Origin of the sequence: Dyella sp. (assembly GCF_035508675.1) — a bacterium.
GTDB lineage: Bacteria > Pseudomonadota > Gammaproteobacteria > Xanthomonadales > Rhodanobacteraceae > Dyella_B.
Genome location: NZ_DATJMN010000295.1, coordinates 1 through 16,176, shown reverse-complemented (window position 1 = coordinate 16,176; position 16,176 = coordinate 1). Strand labels below are relative to the sequence as shown.

15 protein-coding genes are annotated in these 16,176 nt (G+C 61.7%); 3 read left to right on the top strand and 12 right to left on the bottom strand.

From position 1 onward, the window contains the following. Positions 1 to 180 precede the first annotated feature (180 nt). Together VMA74_RS15660 and VMA74_RS15655 are read left to right on the top strand one after the other, a co-directional pair. The gene (locus tag VMA74_RS15660) at positions 181 to 1,056 is read left to right on the top strand and encodes a methylglyoxal synthase (protein WP_325368602.1); all 876 of its coding nucleotides are present in this window, start codon (positions 181 to 183) and stop codon (positions 1,054 to 1,056) included. A gap of 43 nt (positions 1,057 to 1,099) precedes the next feature. Continuing rightward, positions 1,100 to 1,855, top strand: coding sequence for an NRDE family protein (locus tag VMA74_RS15655; protein WP_325368600.1), 756 nt, complete (start codon positions 1,100 to 1,102; stop codon positions 1,853 to 1,855). A gap of 6 nt (positions 1,856 to 1,861) precedes the next feature. On the opposite strand, the gene VMA74_RS15650 is transcribed toward VMA74_RS15655, so the two are convergent. From VMA74_RS15650 to folE, 12 genes are all read right to left on the bottom strand, one after another. Next, positions 1,862 to 2,293: a YchJ family protein gene (locus tag VMA74_RS15650; RefSeq protein ID WP_325368598.1), complete on the bottom strand. Its 432-nt coding sequence runs from the start codon at positions 2,291 to 2,293 to the stop codon at positions 1,862 to 1,864. A 180-nt stretch (positions 2,294 to 2,473) separates the two neighbouring features. Beyond that, the gene (locus VMA74_RS15645; protein ID WP_325368596.1) at positions 2,474 to 2,671 is read right to left on the bottom strand and encodes a hypothetical protein; all 198 of its coding nucleotides are present in this window, start codon (positions 2,669 to 2,671) and stop codon (positions 2,474 to 2,476) included. Between the two features lie 80 nt (positions 2,672 to 2,751). After that, positions 2,752 to 3,330 carry an NnrU family protein gene (locus VMA74_RS15640; protein ID WP_325368594.1) on the bottom strand — a complete coding sequence of 193 codons (579 nt, stop codon included), beginning with the start codon at positions 3,328 to 3,330 and terminating at the stop codon, positions 2,752 to 2,754. 98 nt (positions 3,331 to 3,428) lie between these two features. Then, complete coding sequence (locus VMA74_RS15635; protein ID WP_325368592.1) at positions 3,429 to 3,992, bottom strand: HutD family protein; 564 nt, start codon at positions 3,990 to 3,992, stop codon at positions 3,429 to 3,431. Further along, entirely contained in the window at positions 3,989 to 6,091 is a 2,103-nt protein-coding gene (gene dinG / locus VMA74_RS15630) for an ATP-dependent DNA helicase DinG (protein WP_325368590.1), read from the bottom strand. Before dinG ends, VMA74_RS15635 begins: the two co-directional genes overlap by 4 nt. Next, positions 6,081 to 7,730, bottom strand: coding sequence for an NAD(P)/FAD-dependent oxidoreductase (locus tag VMA74_RS15625; RefSeq protein WP_325368588.1), 1,650 nt, complete (start codon positions 7,728 to 7,730; stop codon positions 6,081 to 6,083). The genes dinG and VMA74_RS15625 overlap by 11 nt, the downstream gene beginning before the upstream one ends. A 186-nt stretch (positions 7,731 to 7,916) precedes the next feature. Then, complete coding sequence (locus tag VMA74_RS15620) at positions 7,917 to 8,570, bottom strand: DsbA family oxidoreductase (RefSeq protein ID WP_325368624.1); 654 nt, start codon at positions 8,568 to 8,570, stop codon at positions 7,917 to 7,919. 154 nt (positions 8,571 to 8,724) lie between these two features. Then, entirely contained in the window at positions 8,725 to 11,565 is a 2,841-nt protein-coding gene (locus VMA74_RS15615; protein WP_325368586.1) for a TonB-dependent receptor domain-containing protein, read from the bottom strand. Between the two features lie 561 nt (positions 11,566 to 12,126). Beyond that, on the bottom strand, positions 12,127 to 12,633 hold the full coding sequence (locus tag VMA74_RS15610) for a DUF1993 domain-containing protein (protein ID WP_325368584.1): 507 nt from the start codon (positions 12,631 to 12,633) through the stop codon (positions 12,127 to 12,129). Beyond that, on the bottom strand, positions 12,630 to 13,979 hold the full coding sequence (locus VMA74_RS15605; protein ID WP_325368582.1) for a TCR/Tet family MFS transporter: 1,350 nt from the start codon (positions 13,977 to 13,979) through the stop codon (positions 12,630 to 12,632). The genes VMA74_RS15610 and VMA74_RS15605 overlap by 4 nt, the downstream gene beginning before the upstream one ends. A gap of 156 nt (positions 13,980 to 14,135) precedes the next feature. Continuing rightward, entirely contained in the window at positions 14,136 to 14,462 is a 327-nt protein-coding gene (locus VMA74_RS15600) for a hypothetical protein (RefSeq protein ID WP_325368580.1), read from the bottom strand. Continuing rightward, positions 14,462 to 15,061 (bottom strand): GTP cyclohydrolase I FolE, encoded by a 600-nt coding sequence (folE, locus tag VMA74_RS15595; protein WP_325368579.1) that lies wholly within the window; start codon positions 15,059 to 15,061, stop codon positions 14,462 to 14,464. The genes VMA74_RS15600 and folE overlap by 1 nt, the downstream gene beginning before the upstream one ends. A 130-nt stretch (positions 15,062 to 15,191) precedes the next feature. Here folE and VMA74_RS15590 point away from each other — a divergent pair, with 130 nt between their 5' ends. Next, positions 15,192 to 16,007, top strand: a complete 816-nt coding sequence (locus VMA74_RS15590; RefSeq protein WP_325368577.1) for a shikimate 5-dehydrogenase — start codon at positions 15,192 to 15,194, stop codon at positions 16,005 to 16,007. Positions 16,008 to 16,176 lie beyond the last annotated feature (169 nt).

The window sequence follows — 16,176 nt, the reverse complement described above, 5'->3', positions numbered from 1 at the left end:
CGGCACGCCTTTTCTTTGCGCGCATGGCTCAATGAGCCGTTCGATCAGTGCGTTGCCGTGGGCGCTGGAGCCGGAACGCGTGTGTATAGGGTAGGCTGCAGCGGGGCTGGCTGGGAGGCTGGCGCGCACTGAATGTGTCACTTGATTTTGACTGAATTTGCCAAACAGGGGAAAACCACTATGCGGATGGGCCTTGCCGCCAACGCGCTACATCACGATCACGACGACGCAGCACTGTTTCGCTGGCTGCGCGCATGTGAGCGGGGCATTCGTGAGTTGAATCTTCAGCTGCATGCAGTAGGGCGCACGCATGCGGCCATCGAACGCAGCGGCTATCTCGCCGATTACCCCGGCCTGTCGCGTTATCCCTATGGCCGCGAAGGCGGCCTGATGAAACTGGTGGCCGAAGTCGTGGGCATGCACGTGCCGGAGCGCACACTGGATGGCGCGATCTACCTCATCGATCCGGTCGACCCTTCGTCGATCTTCCCGGAAGCTGTGGCGCTGAAGCGCCAGTGTGTGATTCACCAGAAGCCATTCGTGTCCACCGTGGCATCGGCGCGCGACTGGATCGAAATGGAGCGCATCCAGGCCGGGTTGGCGCCCGATGCCGGTGCGGATGGCTTGCACGCGCTGGAACAGCAAACCCTCGCCCTGATCGCGCACGACGCGATGAAGCCGCAGATGATGGCCTACGCCGCCGACCACTTCGACGTGCTGGCGCGTTTTGCGCGGCGCGTGGCCACCGGCACGACCGGGCAGCAGTTGAACGAGTTGGCGTGGAGCCGCGGCTGGCCGCAGGGCGAGAACTGGGTGGAGCGCTACCAGAGCGGCCCGATGGGCGGCGACGCGCAGATTGCCGACCTCGTGCTGGAGCGGCGCTGCCAGCGCGCGATTTTCTTCGAAGATCCACATGTGGCGCGCCAGCATGAGGCAGACATCCAATTGCTGGAGCGTGCGGTGACCACCGTGACGGATGAAACCGTGTGCATGACCTCGCCACGCGTGGCCGCACGATGGGCCGATGCGGTGCGCAAGCGTGCAGCCTTGCGATGAGGCGCGCACAGCGAGCGGGGTGCCGATCAGGTAACCTTTCCGCATGTGCCTGATCGCCTTCGCCTGGCAAACCCATCCCCGCTGGCGCCTGCTGCTGGCCGGCAACCGCGATGAATTTCACGCGCGGGCCAGCGCGCCGCTGTCACGCTGGGACGATCTTCCCATCATCGGTGGCCGCGATCTGGAAGCGGGGGGCACCTGGCTGGGCGTAACGGCGGCAGGGCGATGCTGTGTCGTTACCAACGTACGCGATCCCAACGATCCGCAGCACGGCACCTCGCGCGGCCTGCTGGCCACGGACTATCTGGCTGGCGCGGATGACGCGACACGACACGCGAGCAAGTTGTTGGCGCTGGCACCCAGCTATCGTCCTTTCAATCTGCTCACGTTCGACGCCGGACATGGCTTCTACATCGGCAATCGCCCATCCGCCAAGGCGCAGCCGATCGAGCCGGGCGTGCATGGTCTGTCCAATGCGGACTTCAACACGCCATGGCCGAAGACGCGCATCTTGATGCAGCGATTGCAAGCGTGGCTGGCGGCGGGTCACGAAGTGGACTTCGCACCGCTGTTCAACGCCTTGGCCGATGAACGCCCCGCGCCGGATGAACTGCTGCCCGACACGGGCGTGGGTCTGGAGCGCGAGCGCTGGCTGTCGTCCGCCTTCATCCGTGGCGAACCGTATGGCACGCGCGCCAGCACCATCGTGGCGATCGATCATCACGGCAAGGGCTTGATCATCGAGCGCCGATTCGGACCGGCAGGGCGTTTCGAGGGCGAGAGCGAGCTCTCGTTCTGACGGGGATTACTCCGGAAACTGCCCATCCAGGTAATACCAGCGCCCCTGCTCGCACACGAAGCGGCTGATCTCATGCATGCGCTGCGCCTTGCCGCCGCCGTAGCGCAGCCGCGCGATGAACTCCACCGTGGCTTGCTCGCCGTCTTCCTGATGTCGCTTGATGTCCAGCCCCAGCCAGGTAGGCGCGGGATGCTGCGCCGCCAGCTTCAGACTGGCGGGGCGCGTGCTGGGATGCCAGGTGGCCAGCAGGTAATCCTCGCGCTTCAGTACGTAGGCGCTATAGCGTGAACGCATCAGTGCCTCGGCCGTGGGCGCCATGCTGCCATCGTGCAGCGGGCCGCAACAGCGCGTGTAACTGGCGTGGTTGCCGCAAGGGCAGGGCGTGAGGGTGTCGACAACTTGCAAGGTTGGGAATCCGGAAAAAACCACGCCGCCCATCCTGCTCCCGGTACGCATAAATGCAAGAGGCCATGCGAAACGTCGTGCCCAGCCGCCTCCTAGGGATGCTCTGATCTATTCCACGCAGCCGGCCTTCTGGACGTCACCCCATCATTTGAACTCAATAAAATGCGGTGACGGCTACGCGGAATAGACCAGAGCATCCCTAGACGTAGCACTTCATGCAGGCCGCCCGCCCAACACCCGTGCCGGCAGCATCAGCAGCGCTTTCAGAAAGGCGAACACGGCATTCATCGTGATGCCGACCAGCCGCAGCGGCAGCAACAGCAGCCACACAATGGGATACAGCACCAGGGCCAGCAGCGCGAGCGGCCAACAGAACACCAGCAGCAGCAACCAAAGCAGAAAACCCACCATGGCGTTACCTCCTTCTGCAATCGAACGCCTCGACTTTAGCTCAGTTTCTTGCCCGTCCCCAGATGACTACCGGCAGGCTCCTAAGCCATCGGATTCACGCCGAACAGCCAATTGTGCAGCCAGAACGCAAACAAGGCCCAGAGCACAATACCTGCCACGACGGTTATCACCGTGCCCTTCACGGTGCCGGGCGGATAGACCGTGCCAAGGCGCCGATCGCGGCGGCGCGAGGCGGCAAACAGCACCACCGACCACAGCAGGAACGCTCCGAACAGCACCACGTCGTACTGCATGCCGGTCGCCAGCAGATGGCCGAAGGCCCAGGTTTTCACGGCGAGCACCTGTGGATGATGCAGCTTGGCCTTGATCATGTTGTTCGGCACGCGCGCCGCCGGAAACAGGATCAGCGCGATCAGCATGAACAGGGCATTGAGATGCCGCAGCCACATCGGCGGTATGTACAGCACTACCGGGTGGCGCCGTGCCATGACGAAACCCACGACGATCAGCACGAGGCCAATGGCGGCGATGATGGAGTAAATCGCTTTCCAGCGATTCAGGCCGATGCTTTCGATCTGACGCGTGCGCCAGTCGTCGTCGACGATGCGGATGGAGTGCAGGCCGAGGAAGAGGATAAGACCAAGAATCAGCACGGGCATGGCGGGAGCCTCCAGCAGCAAGAATGATTGGCTACAGTTATCCGCAAAGCTTCCTATCCCTCATCGTCATTCCAACCTTACGGAATGAGGAACGGGCGTTAATCTCCCAGCAATTGGACGCGCGCCACAAGTGCCAATGCGCCGACATCCAACGTGACACGTCCCGTCGATGAGGCGGTCGGCAACCACGCATCCCCAGGCTGCATGCGCCCGTCCGAGGTATCGATATGACCGCGTGCGCAGTAGATCAGCGCCACCGCATCATCGACCACCTGCCGGCCCGCATCTTCCCAGGTCACCAGCTCTCCGCGCGCCTTCGACCGGCGCAGCATCAGATTGAAATCGCGCGTCGGTCCGCCGTGCAGCACGATGCTCACCTTCGCCTCGCCCGGAAACGCAAACGGCGCGAAGGGCGTGGTAAGCGCGTGGCTGCGATCATCGTCCAGCGTCATCGTAAATCCCGCGCCATCCAGCAGCGCGATGTGCCGATCGATACCTTCGAAGGCCGAAAACGGCGCCGCGCTATCCACCTCGGCCACGCTTGCGCGCCATGCAAACGCATCCATGCCGGCGCCCGCGGGATGGACGGCCAATTCGCGCGTACGCCCCATGCCGTTCTTCCATGGCACGGCCGGACAATCGCGCAGGCGGACAATGCTCATGCGGTACGCTCGATCACGCGTTGGAAAGGGGGCAAGGCTTTAAGCATCTGGCTGCCGTATTGCCGCGTAATGACACGGCGATCCAGCAGTACGATCCGGCCGCGATCCGTCTCGCTGCGAATCAGGCGGCCGCAATATTGAATCAACAGCCGCGTGGCTTCCGGTACCGCCACTTCCATGAAGGGATTGCGGCCGCGCGATTCCAGCCACTCGGCATAGGTGGCGCCGACCGGATCGGTCGGCACGGCGAACGGCAATTGCGTGATCACGACCGTCTCGCACAGCTTGCCGGGCAGATCCAGGCCTTCGCCGAACGAGGCCAGGCCGAACAAGGTGCTGCCCTTGCCGGCTTCGACCGCGGCCACGTGCTCGGCAATCAATTGCGTCTTGCCCAGCGAACCTTGCGCACGCACTTTGCGCACCTTGTCGATCGGCAGGCGTTGCAATACACGCTCCAGTTTCGCGCGCGAGGTAAACAGCACCAGGTTGCCGGCCTCCCAATCGAGGTGGTCGGCCAGCCAGTCGGTGACTTCCTGTGCGTGTTGCTCGCGCGCATCCGGCAGTGCGGAAATGGCCGGTATTTCCAGGCGCGCCTGCGCGCCAAGATCGAAGGGCGAAGGCAGGCTTACCGTTACCGCGTCATCCGGCAAGCCCACCGCATCGGCAAAGCCACGGAAATTGCCGCCGACGCTCAAGGTGGCGGAGGTCATGACGGCAGCGCTGGCGTTGTCCCACAGGATGCTGCGCAACAAGGGGCCGGCGGAGACGGCGGACGCGTGGCAAACCAGTTGCTGATCGCGCGACAGCGACACCCAGCGTGCCAGTGGCGGCGCGTGTTCCGGATCGTCGCTGGACCACGCACGCCAGGTGCGCACTTGGCGATCGATGCGCTCCAGCGCCATGCCCAGTTCGCGCGCCAGGGCTTCCTGGGTGGGGCCGCCTTCGCTCATCTCGGTGACGGTGCGGCGTACCACGGTAAGCCAGCGCTGCACCTCGGCGCTGGCGATGTACAGCAAGGTAGCGTGCTGCACCCAGTTGTCCGGCAATTGCCCAAGCGAGCCGCGATAGACCGGTTCGGCCTCGGCCGGATCGGGCAGCCAGGCCTGGCGGATGTCTTTTTCCAGCGCTTCCAGCGCATCGCTCAGCGCTTGCAGCTTTTCATCGCCGGCATCGAGCGTGAGCTTGCCGATCACTTCCTTGTCGCTCAGCGAGTAAGCCGCGTGCACCTGTCGGCCGAGCCGGCTGATTTGGCGCACGGCGACGTTGAGCGCCACCTCACAGGCTCCGCGATCGATGGTCTTGCCGGGCATGTGATGCGCTTCGTCGAACACGTACAGCGTTTCTTCCGGCTTGGGCAGGAACACGCCGCCCCAGCTTTCTTCGCCGCTGGACAGCGTGAGATCGGCCAGTACCAGATCCTGGTTGGCGACGATGATGTCCGCATCAGCGGCGGCGCGGCGCGCGGCGAAAAAGGGGCAGAGCATGAAATAGGCGCAGCGGCGGCCGGTGCAACCGCCGGTGCTGGTGGTAATCATGGCGCGCAGCATGTCGCCGGGCGTTTCGGGAGCGGCGTCCATGTCGCCGTTCCACTCGTTGCGATCGAAGGCATCGGTGAGCTTGCGCAGCACTTGCTTGTCGCGCTCGGCGGGCGGTTTGCTCCACAAGGCGAGATCGGCATCCAGGCCCAATCCCATCTGCGCACTTTCGGCCAGACTGCTGCTGGCCATGCGCAGATTGCGTGGGCACACGTAGCGGCCGCGCCCTTTGGCGAGCGCCACTTTCATCTCGCGCCCCTGCAGTTTCAGGAACAGCGGGATATCGCGTTCCACCAGCTGTTCTTGCAAGGCAACCGTGGCGGTGGCGATCAGCAGTTTCTTCTTCAGCGCCTGGGCGGCTTCCACCCCGGCGATCAGGTACGCCATGGATTTACCGGTGCCGGTCGGTGCCTCGATCACCGCCGCACCGCCTTCTTGCGCCAGCGCCTTGGCTACTTCGGCGATCATGCGCGTTTGCGCCGCGCGCGCGCGAAAGCCGGGCAGGCCGTCCTTCACGCGCGCATAGGCATCGCGGATGCGGTCCTTGATGGCATCAGTAAGCATGAACTTCCTGATGCGTGATGCTCAGCGCCACCGCTTCGGCTACGCGAATGCCGTCGACGCCGGCGGAAAGAATGCCACCGGCATAGCCTGCCCCTTCGCCGGCGGGAAAGAGCCCGCGCGTGTTGAGGCTTTGCAGGTCGTCGTCGTTGCGGCGGATGCGCACGGGGGAGGAGGTGCGCGTTTCCACGCCGGTGAAGATCGCATCCGGTCGCGCAAAACCTTTGATCTTGCGCTCGAACGCAGGCATCGCTTCGCGGATCGCCTCGATCGCATAGTCCGGCAATGCCGGCGCCAGATCCGTCAGGTGCACGCCGGGCTTGTAGGAAGGCAGCACATCGCCGAAGGCCGTTGATGCCTTTCCGGCAAGAAAGTCGCCGACCAGTTGCCCTGGCGCATCGTAGGTGCCGCCGCCGAGCTCGAATGCGCGGCTCTCCAGATGACGCTGCAGCGCGATGCCGGCGAGCGGGCTGCCGCTGTCGTCATACGGCGTGAAATCGCTGGGTTCGATGCCCACCACGATCGCCGCATTCGCGTTGCGCTCGTTGCGAGAGTATTGGCTCATGCCGTTGGTCACTACGCGGCCCGGCTCGCTGGCGGCTGCAACCACCGTGCCGCCCGGGCACATGCAGAAGCTGTATACCGAGCGGCCATTGCGGCAGTGATGCACCAATTTGTAATCCGCCGCGCCCAGCAACGGATGGCCGGCCTGCGGGCCGAAGCGGGCGCGATCGATGATCGATTGCGGATGCTCCACGCGAAAGCCGATCGAGAACGGCTTGGCTTCCAGGTACACGCCGCGCTGGTGCAGCATCGCCATGGTATCCCGTGCGCTGTGGCCAAGCGCCAGCACCACGTGATCCGTGCGGATGTGTTCACCGCTCGCCAGCACCACACCGCGAATATGGCGCGCACCTTCTGAATCGGTGTCGATGAGCAGGTCATCCACGCGCTGCTGAAAGCGGATTTCCCCTCCCAGCGATTCGATGGTGTTGCGCATGTTCTCCACCATCGTCACCAGGCGGAAAGTACCAATGTGCGGCTTGCTGACGTAGATGATTTCTTCGGGCGCGCCGGCTTTCACGAATTCCGTCAGCACCTTGCGCCCGTAATGCTTGGGATCGGAAATCTGGCTGTACAGCTTGCCATCGGAAAACGTGCCCGCGCCGCCTTCGCCGAACTGCACGTTCGATTCCGGATGCAGGTTGCGCTTGCGCCACAGGTCCCAGGTGTCCTTGGTGCGCTCGCGCACTGCCTTGCCGCGTTCCAGGATGATCGGCCGAAAACCCATTTGCGCCAGCACCAGTCCGGCGAACAGGCCACAGGGGCCCATGCCGATCACCACCGGCCGATGCGCCAGGCCGGGAGGTACTTTCGCTACAAAGTGATACTCGGTATTCGGGGTAGGGCGAACGTGCGGATCGTCTGCGAAACGAGCAAGGAGCTTGGTTTCGTCGGCTACGTCCACATCGAGCGTGTAGATCAGCTGGATCGCTCCGCGCTTGCGGGCATCGTGCCCGCGGCGAAAAATGCTGTAACTGCGAACGGCCGAGGCACCGACATGCAACCTGGCCCGGATGGCGGCGGCCAAGGCTTCCTCAGGGTGATCCAGCGGGAGCTTGATGTCGGTGAGTCGCAGCATGCGGAGCGGGGCAGGTAACGCGGCAGGCTATTGTCGCAAAGCTGGCCGCCTTGCGCCGCTTTTACGATGGAGCGCCCCGGGATCGCAGGCTGGGATGAAATCCCAGCTTTGTTGGCATGTTTCCATGCTGGGATTTCATCCCAGCCCACCGATTCGTCACCCAGGCGAGCCTTCTCGCCCTTGGGTTCAGGCCTCGGCCGCCACCTGCCGCAGTGTCTGCTCAAACACCTCCGGCGGCTGCCCACCCTGGACCAGATACTTACCATTGATGATTACCGACGGCACAGCCTGGATACCCTGCGACTGAAAGAACTGCTCCTGCTGGCGTACCTCGTCCGCATAGCGGTTCTCTGCCAGCACCTTGCGCGCCTCGGCGATATCCAGCCCGACGTCGCCCGCGACTCGCGCAAGCACCTCATGCGAGCTGACGTTCTCGCCCTTGCTGAAATACGCCTCCAGCAGCGCCAACTTCAGCGCCGGCTGCTTGCCCTCCAGCTCCGCCCAATGCAGCAACCGATGCGCATCGAAGGTGTTGTAGATGCGGCTGCGTTTGTCCATGTCAAACAAAAAGCCCAGGCTGGCCCCGCGCTGACGGATACCTTCCTGATTCTTCGCCATCTGCTCCGGCGTGCTTCCGTACTTGTGCGCCAGGTGCTCGACCACGTTCTCGCCTTCCGGACCCATTTGTGGATTGAGCTCGAACGGCTGGAAGTGGAGGTCGACTTCCACCTCGCCATCCAGCCGCTGTAGTGCCTGCTGCAGGGATTTCAGGCCGATGGCGCACCAGGGGCAGACGACGTCGGAGACGAAGTCGATTTTGAGGCGAGCGGTGGTGGTCATTGCGATTTTCCTAGAGAGCGTCGGATGGCCGATTTCAAGCAACTGGGGGCGAAGCATGCGAAGTCAATGAGATAAAAATAAAGCCCTGCGTTACAAAAAACGCAGGGCCTTGGGAGGGCTGACGGGCTTTAATCAGTTACCGGATCAACTGTCGCTAGAACTTGTAGTTGAACCCGGCGTAGTAACTGCGGCCAATCGCATCGTACAAGGCGGAGCCGAAGCCAGTGCCGAACAGGTTGACCGGTGGGTCGCGGTCGGCAATGTTGTTAATACCCCCGTAAATCTCCAGGCCCGTATCTTTGCCGTCAGCGTTCTTGACCTTGTAGCTGATATTCAGATCATTGAAGAATCCGTTGCCGGCAGTGATGGGCGTAGTTTGCGTTGGGTTGGATGCGTAGCTCTCGTTCGCTACGCGCAACATCGGCGAGAAGTAGCGAGTGCGCAAATTAAACGTCCAGTTATTGATGGCGTAGTTGGTGCCAACGGTGACCTTCCACTTTGGAAAGCCGAGGGTGCCGTTATCCTGATAGGCAATGGATGGGTCGTCTTGGAACGGATGTTCCGTATAGAGAAACACGTGGGTGCCGTTGACATTGACGCGCAACTTGCCCGCACCGATATCTCGCGAGTAGTAGGCGCCAATATCCACACCCGACGTACTTAGCGCTGAAATATTCTGATTGACCGAGTTAATGTAAACCAACTCGTGGGTGTCTGGATCGCGTAGAGCGCCAGCGCAGTAGATGTTTCCGATGCCACTGGGGTTGTCCACACACTGATTGACTACTTGTGTACCCGTTGGTGCGCTGATGGCGTTGTTGAGTCTGATGTTCCAGTAGTCCATCGTCACGCCGAATCCGGGGAGGAATTGCGGTGTGAAAACAAGTCCTGCCGTCCATGTCTTGCCGGTTTCTGGTCCAAGACTGGGGTTGCTGCCAGAAATGCCTGAAACGCGCGCGCTGTTGGTGGACTGCCAACCTTGCGGAATGCCAAGCGCTTGGCAGTTCGCTGCGCGAACAGCAGGATCCGGGGCGTTCTTGAGTTGAGAGGCTGAGCAAGGGTCGGTTACGGAGAAGAAGTTCTGACTTTGACCGCTGTAAAGTTCGTCGATATTCGGTGCGCGCACGGCGCTGGACATGGTTCCGCGCAGCCGGATGTTATCGTCGATCGCCCAATCAAGGCCCCAGCGCCACGCTTTAGTGTGAGCAATGGTGGAATAGTCGGAGAAGCGAACGGCCGCGTCGAATGTCAGAGCCTTGGCGAACGGACGATCTGCGAGCAGAGGCAGCAGCGTCTCGACATAGCCCTCCTTGACATTGTAAGCCCCGCTGGAAGAGGGGATGGCATTCATGAAAGTCAGGCCGTCAGCGTCAAGAGGGTCTTGAGTTTGGCGACTCGTCTCGCGACGAAATTCCGCGCCGATCGCAATGCTGGCAGGGCCGGCATCGAAGGGCATCTGGAACAAATTGTTGTTGGTAATCGTGCCGCCGCCTACGAACTGCGTGATATGGGTTCGGGTCAGCGTCGTGGTATTGAACCATTGAGCGGCGGCGGGGTTCACCGCGCCTGCGCCAAAGATGTTGGTAGGAATGCAGCCATTTTGCGCAATGGGATCGAGCAGGGAAGCCGCAGACGGATCGATGCTAGAACGGCAGACTATGTTGTTGTTGGAGTCTCTGACAGCATCGATCGATGCTGTGAAGCGATCGTTAATACGATTGTTCAAGTTTTGACGAAGTTCATTCGTTACGCCGTAGTTGACAGAAGCGTCATATTCCCAGTCGCCTGCGATAACACCGTTTGCGCCAAATACAACGCGGCCGGTATCGCGGCGGGTGGCTTCACCACGAATGCCGGCGTCAACATCAAAGCGGCTGATATTGAGTTGCGATAGTCCGTTGGCGTCCATCAGCGCCGCGAGGCTCGGACTGATGAATGCGTTGTCGCGATAGATGGTGTACGTGCCAAAGGCTGGTTGCGAAAAGTCCTTTACATCTACATGGCTGTAGCTGCCTTCAAAGTAAAGGCGCTGATCCGGCGTAATGCTAAAGCTGGCCACCGAACTGAGGGATGTGCGTTTGTATTGTGGCTGCAACATCAGCAACTTATTTGTATCAAGGCGATCGCAATCTGCGCAGCCTGTCGTGTCATAGGGTCCGTCGAAGCGCTGCTTGCGTACGCTGCCGTCCGGATCGAATACATAACGCTTGCTTATGTCTGACGACGATTTGCCAAGGTAGAACGTGCCGCCATTGGTGTAGGTATAGCCCCCCGCATTGGAAAATAGGCGAGAGTCGTAGACGGGATCGGTAGGGGTCAATATGCTCCGGTAGGCTTGATCTCCAAAGCGGTCGCGGAACATCAGCGAATCTTGCTCGCTGTGCTCCACGGACAAGGCAATGTTGCCTCGATTGTCTGCGAAGTTCATGCCGCCTGTGATGGAAGCTTCCTTCGGCGAAAAGCCTCCGTGCTGCGAAACGCCATACTGCGCGTGCAGGTTCACACCTTGATAGTTTTTCTTGAGGATAAAATTCACTACGCCCGTAACGGCGTCAGCGCCATACACGGCTGAGGCGCCGCCCGTGATGATTTCGACGCGCTCCACCCACTCGGTCGGGATGAGATTGACGTCAACTGCTGTGGAACCAGCGCTGGCACCTACGAAACGGCGACCGTTGACCAGTACTAACGTACGCTCTGGCCCCAGGTTGCGCAGGTCGAGCTGTTGTACGCCGGCAGTACCGATGTACTGCGTAGAGTTGCCCATCGTAAACGTGGTTGATAGCTGAGGCAGGGTAGCCATCAGGTCGCCAATGTTGGTGGCCCCCGTTGCCTGGATTTCATCCGACGTAATAACCGCAACTGGAGTGGGTGAGATGACGTTGGGATTGGGAATGGCAATATGCGAACCCGTAACGGTTATGCCTTCCAGGCTCTTCGCCGGCTGGGGTGCGCTATCTTGAGCAAACACGCTGGTGCCCGGCAGTGCGGCCATACACGCCAACACCAACGACCTACGATCAAACCTCTTTCCCGATGTCATAGCGATTTCTCCCTGAGCCCTCGCGCCGCTCAGGGAGCGGGTGGAAGGCGAATAAGAACGATCACGAGCGGGTCGACCGAGGCTCGTGGTTGAAGGTGTCAATAGAGGCGGCGCCCCTGCGTGGAATGCGCAGGCAATGACTTGCGCATGGCCCATCAAATTACCGGGCTGCGTTGTATTAACAATCAGATATCGCTGGGCGCGACGTAGGAATGATCGTCAAGTGGGCGCTGCTTTCGCCGCTTTGAAAGCGGCGTTTAGCGCCACGGACAAATATGAAGTCGTAGATACGCGTGGTGGACGACGTTCGCTGGCGAATTGCCGCGAACTGCGCGTGTTGTTTCGCAGGAGGGTAGAGGTGGGTTGGTGGTGAGCCCCGGACTTGCTCCGGGGCGAACCCCAACATCGCCACTGGTATGACAACGTTGGGGGGGGCGCGTGCGCTCACCGACAACCTACGCGCGACGATTCTGGTTTGGGTTCGGAGGGAGCGTGGTTCAACGCGCCAAGCGATCAGGACTTGCCGATAAAGTCCTGCTTTCCAAGATTCGCTCCTGCCTCGCGCAAGATCGCGTACGTCGTGGTGCAATGGAAGAACAGGTTCGGGATCACGAAGTGCAGCAAATAAGCCTGGCCTTCAAACTGCTGCTCGCCGTTGCGCGTCTTCAAGGTAATTGCGCGCGTTTCGCTGCCGTCGATCTGCTCCGGCTTGAAGCTCTTGATGTAGTCGATGGCGCGCTCGATGCGTGAGTACAGTTCATCGAACGAGGTTTCGTTGTCTTCGAATTTCAGCGGGTCGACGCCGGCCAGGCGGGCGGCGCCGTTCTTGGCCAAGTCGGTGGCGATCTGCACTTGCTTGACCAGCGGCAGCATGTCGGGGATCAGGCGGGTCTGCAGCATGACTGAGCCTTCCACGTTCTTTTCGGTTGCGTGTTTCTCGCCGAGCTTGAGTACGTGGTGGAGGTTGGTAAGCGCGCGCACGAACAGCGGCACGGAAGCTTGGTACATCGAAAGACTCATGGGGATGACTCCGGCTGATGGTGGGAGGGCGTATCGTGAGTGACCACGTCAGCTACAGGCGGGAATTCGCCATGCATTGGCATGGCCGGCTGCGGGCTTGCCGGTTGCGCGGGGTGAACGTGGCGAATCGCGTAACCGGCTACGACTGTGGCTGCCGCCAGCAAGCACGCCGCGAGCACGAAGGCGATGCCGGGCAGGTGCATGGGCGCGTGATTGCTGATGAACAGCCCGAACAGGTTGGCGAACAGCGCCGGGCCGAAGATGCCGGCCAGGCTGGCCAGGCTGCTCAGTGCGCCTTGCAGGCGGCCTTGTTCGTGCGGGTCCACTTGCTGCGTCATCAGCGCCTGGGCCGGCGGCCCGGCCAAGCCACCCAGGCACAGGAACGGGATGCCGATCAGGAACATCCAGCCCACCGAGGAAAAGCCGAAGATCAGGTAACCGGCCACACATAGCGGCAAGCCGATCATGATCAGGCGCCGCTCACCCAGTTTCGGCATCAGGCGGCGTACCAGCACTGCTTGCACGATGCCGCTGCAGAGTCCGACGAAGGCAAGCGTGTATCCCACCGCTTGCGTGCCCCAGCCGTAGCGGTAATCGGCATACAGCACATAGGTAGAGTTGAGCGAGAACTGGGCCAGGTTGATCAGGAAATACACCGCCGCGAGCGCAAATACCTGCGGATAGCGGCGCAACAGCACCAGCGCGCCGAACGGATTGGCGTGGCGCCAATCGATGCGCTTGGTGCGGCGCTCGGCTGGCAGCGACTCCGGCAGCACGAAAAACCCGTAGCAGAAATTGATCAGCGACAGCCCCGCTGCCACCCAGAACGGGAGGCGGATGCTGATATGGCCAAGCAGGCCGCCAAGCGCGGGCCCGGTGATGAAGCCGATGGCAAATGCCGCGCCGAGTGCTCCGTAAGCCGCCGCGCGCTTCTCCTTGGGCACGATGTCGGCGATGTAGGCGTTGGCGGTGGAGAAGCTTGCCGCGCAGATGCCGGATACCAGGCGGCCCACGAACAGCAGCCACACCGTCGGCGCCAACGCGATCACGATGAAGTCGACCCCCAGGCCGAAACTGGAAATCAGGATCACCGTGCGGCGGCCAAAGCGGTCCGACAAGGCGCCTTGCACCGGCGAGAAGATGAACTGCATCAGCATGAAGGTGGTGCTGATCGCGCCCACCCATACGGCGGCCTGCGCCATGCTGCCGCCGATCAGTTCCACTATTAGGTGCGGCAGCACCGGGATGATGATGCCGAAGGCCAGCATGTCCAGCATCACCGTCACGAAGATGAAGGCGAAGGCGGCGGCTTGGCGGGAGGATCGGGGAGGAGGTGCAGAGTCCATGCGGGGGGCGCGGATAGCCACGGAATGGGTAGGGTCAAAGGCGCAACGATAGCCGATGCAGTGTTGCTTGGCATGGGTGGGGGTGTGGAGGAAATGTCGCGGGGTGCTCGCCTTTTCTCCCTTCTCCTATTGGGTCAAGAACGGGGAGGGCGCACATCACCGCGGCGGCTGCATCAATTCCTGCGGGCTCAAGTACCCATGGTGATGGCGATCCAGCCGATGAAACTCGCGCCGAAGATTGTCCTGCCATGCCTTCAGCGTGACCGGCTTGCCGTGTCCACCGGGCAGCTCATCCGGCTCCAGTACGCCGTCGTGATTGAGGTCCCGGCGATAGAAGCCCTGGCTCATGTAGGCCACGTATTCGGCTTCGCTGATCCGGCCGTCGCCGTTGCTGTCCATGCGCTGGAACAGGCTGGCTGCCGTGTCCTGCGCAAGCACGGCGCAAGGCAGCGCGAGCAGCAGGAGCCACGCGCCTGGGCGCATCAGCGGCGGCCGCCGTGGATGCCGATGAAATCCAGGAATTCGGCACGGGTGCGGGCATCTTCGCGGAAGGCGCCGAGCATCTGGCTGGTGACCATCGATACGCCGCGCTTGTGCACGCCGCGCGTGGTCATGCATTCGTGGCTGGCGTCGATCACTACGGCTACACCTGCCGGGTGAAGATTTTCCTCAATGCAGCGGGCGATTTCCGCGGTCATCTTTTCCTGTACCTGGAACCGGCGCGCGTAGGCATCTACCACGCGCGCCAGCTTGCTGATGCCGACCACGCGGTTGGTGGGCAGGTAGCCCACGTGCGCACGGCCGATGATCGGCGCCATGTGGTGTTCGCAATGGCTTTCGAATTCGATGTCGCGCAGCACCACCATTTCGTCGTAGCCGGCCACTTCTTCGAAGGTGCGGCGCAAGTACTCGCCTGGGTCGATCTGGTACCCGCTGAACCAGTCGCGATACGCCTTGACGACGCGGCGCGGCGTATCGAGCAGGCCTTCGCGCTGCGGATTTTCACCGGCCCAACGCAGCAGGGTGCGTACGGCTTCTTCAGCCTGTTCGCGGGTGACTTCGATGGGCTCGTGCTCGCTCATGCGGCTTCCTTGGTACGGTCAGGCTTGCAAGTGTAACGCCCGCGTCAAGAGATGCTGCCTGCTGCGAATGGACCAGGGCATCCCTATGGTAGGGTTCCGGGCCTGCCTGACTCCCCACCAGGACTCCTCCATGACTCGATCCATCAACCGCGACACCCAGCTTTGCATGTCCCTGTCCGGCCGTCCGGGCAACTTCGGCACGCGCTTTCAGAATTATCTGTATGAGGCGCTGGATTTGAACTATGTCTACAAGGCATTCACCACGCGCGATCTTCCTGCGGCGATCGGTGGTATGCGTGCCTTGGGCATTCGTGGCTGCGCCGTCTCGATGCCGTTCAAGGAGGCATGTATGCCGCTGGTCGACCACATCGATGCGTCGGCGTCGGCGATCGCTTCCATCAACACCATCGTCAACAACGATGGACGCCTGGACGCCTATAACACTGATTACATCGCCGTGCGCAAGCTGATCGAGCAGCATAGGCTTGATGCCGATATGCAGCTGGCCTTGCGCGGCAGTGGCGGGATGGCCAAGGCGGTGGCTTGTGCGTTCCGTGATGCCGGCTTCAAGCATGGGCACATCGTGGCGCGCAATGAAACGACGGGGCGGAAACTGGCGCAAACCAGCGGATTTGGTTGGGTGCCGGATATGGCCGGCGTGCCGGCGGATTTGTTGATCAATGTGACGCCGTTGGGCATGGAAGGGCCTGAGAAAGACCAGCTTGCGTTCGAACGTGGCGATGTAGAGCGCGTGAAAGCGGTGTTCGACGTGGTGGCGCTGCCGCCGGAAACGCCGCTGATCAAGCTGGCGCGGTCATTGGGCAAGCCAGTGATAACCGGCGCGGAAGTGATTGCGCTGCAGGCGGTGGAGCAGTTTGTGCTGTATACGGGCGTGCGGCCGGATGATGCGTTGGTGGCGCGTGCGGCGGCGCATGCGCTGGGTTGAGATTTATTTTTTTCCCTCATACAGCGCATAGGTTGACGCAATGTTCTTAAGGCAATGGCACTAACTTAAGCGCATAACCCACACTCGCCACGATGCGTCCCCTCCCCTGCGAAGTAGGGGAGGGCTAGGGTGGGGTGCGAGCGTAGCGAGCGGTCGGAGTCGCCACCGC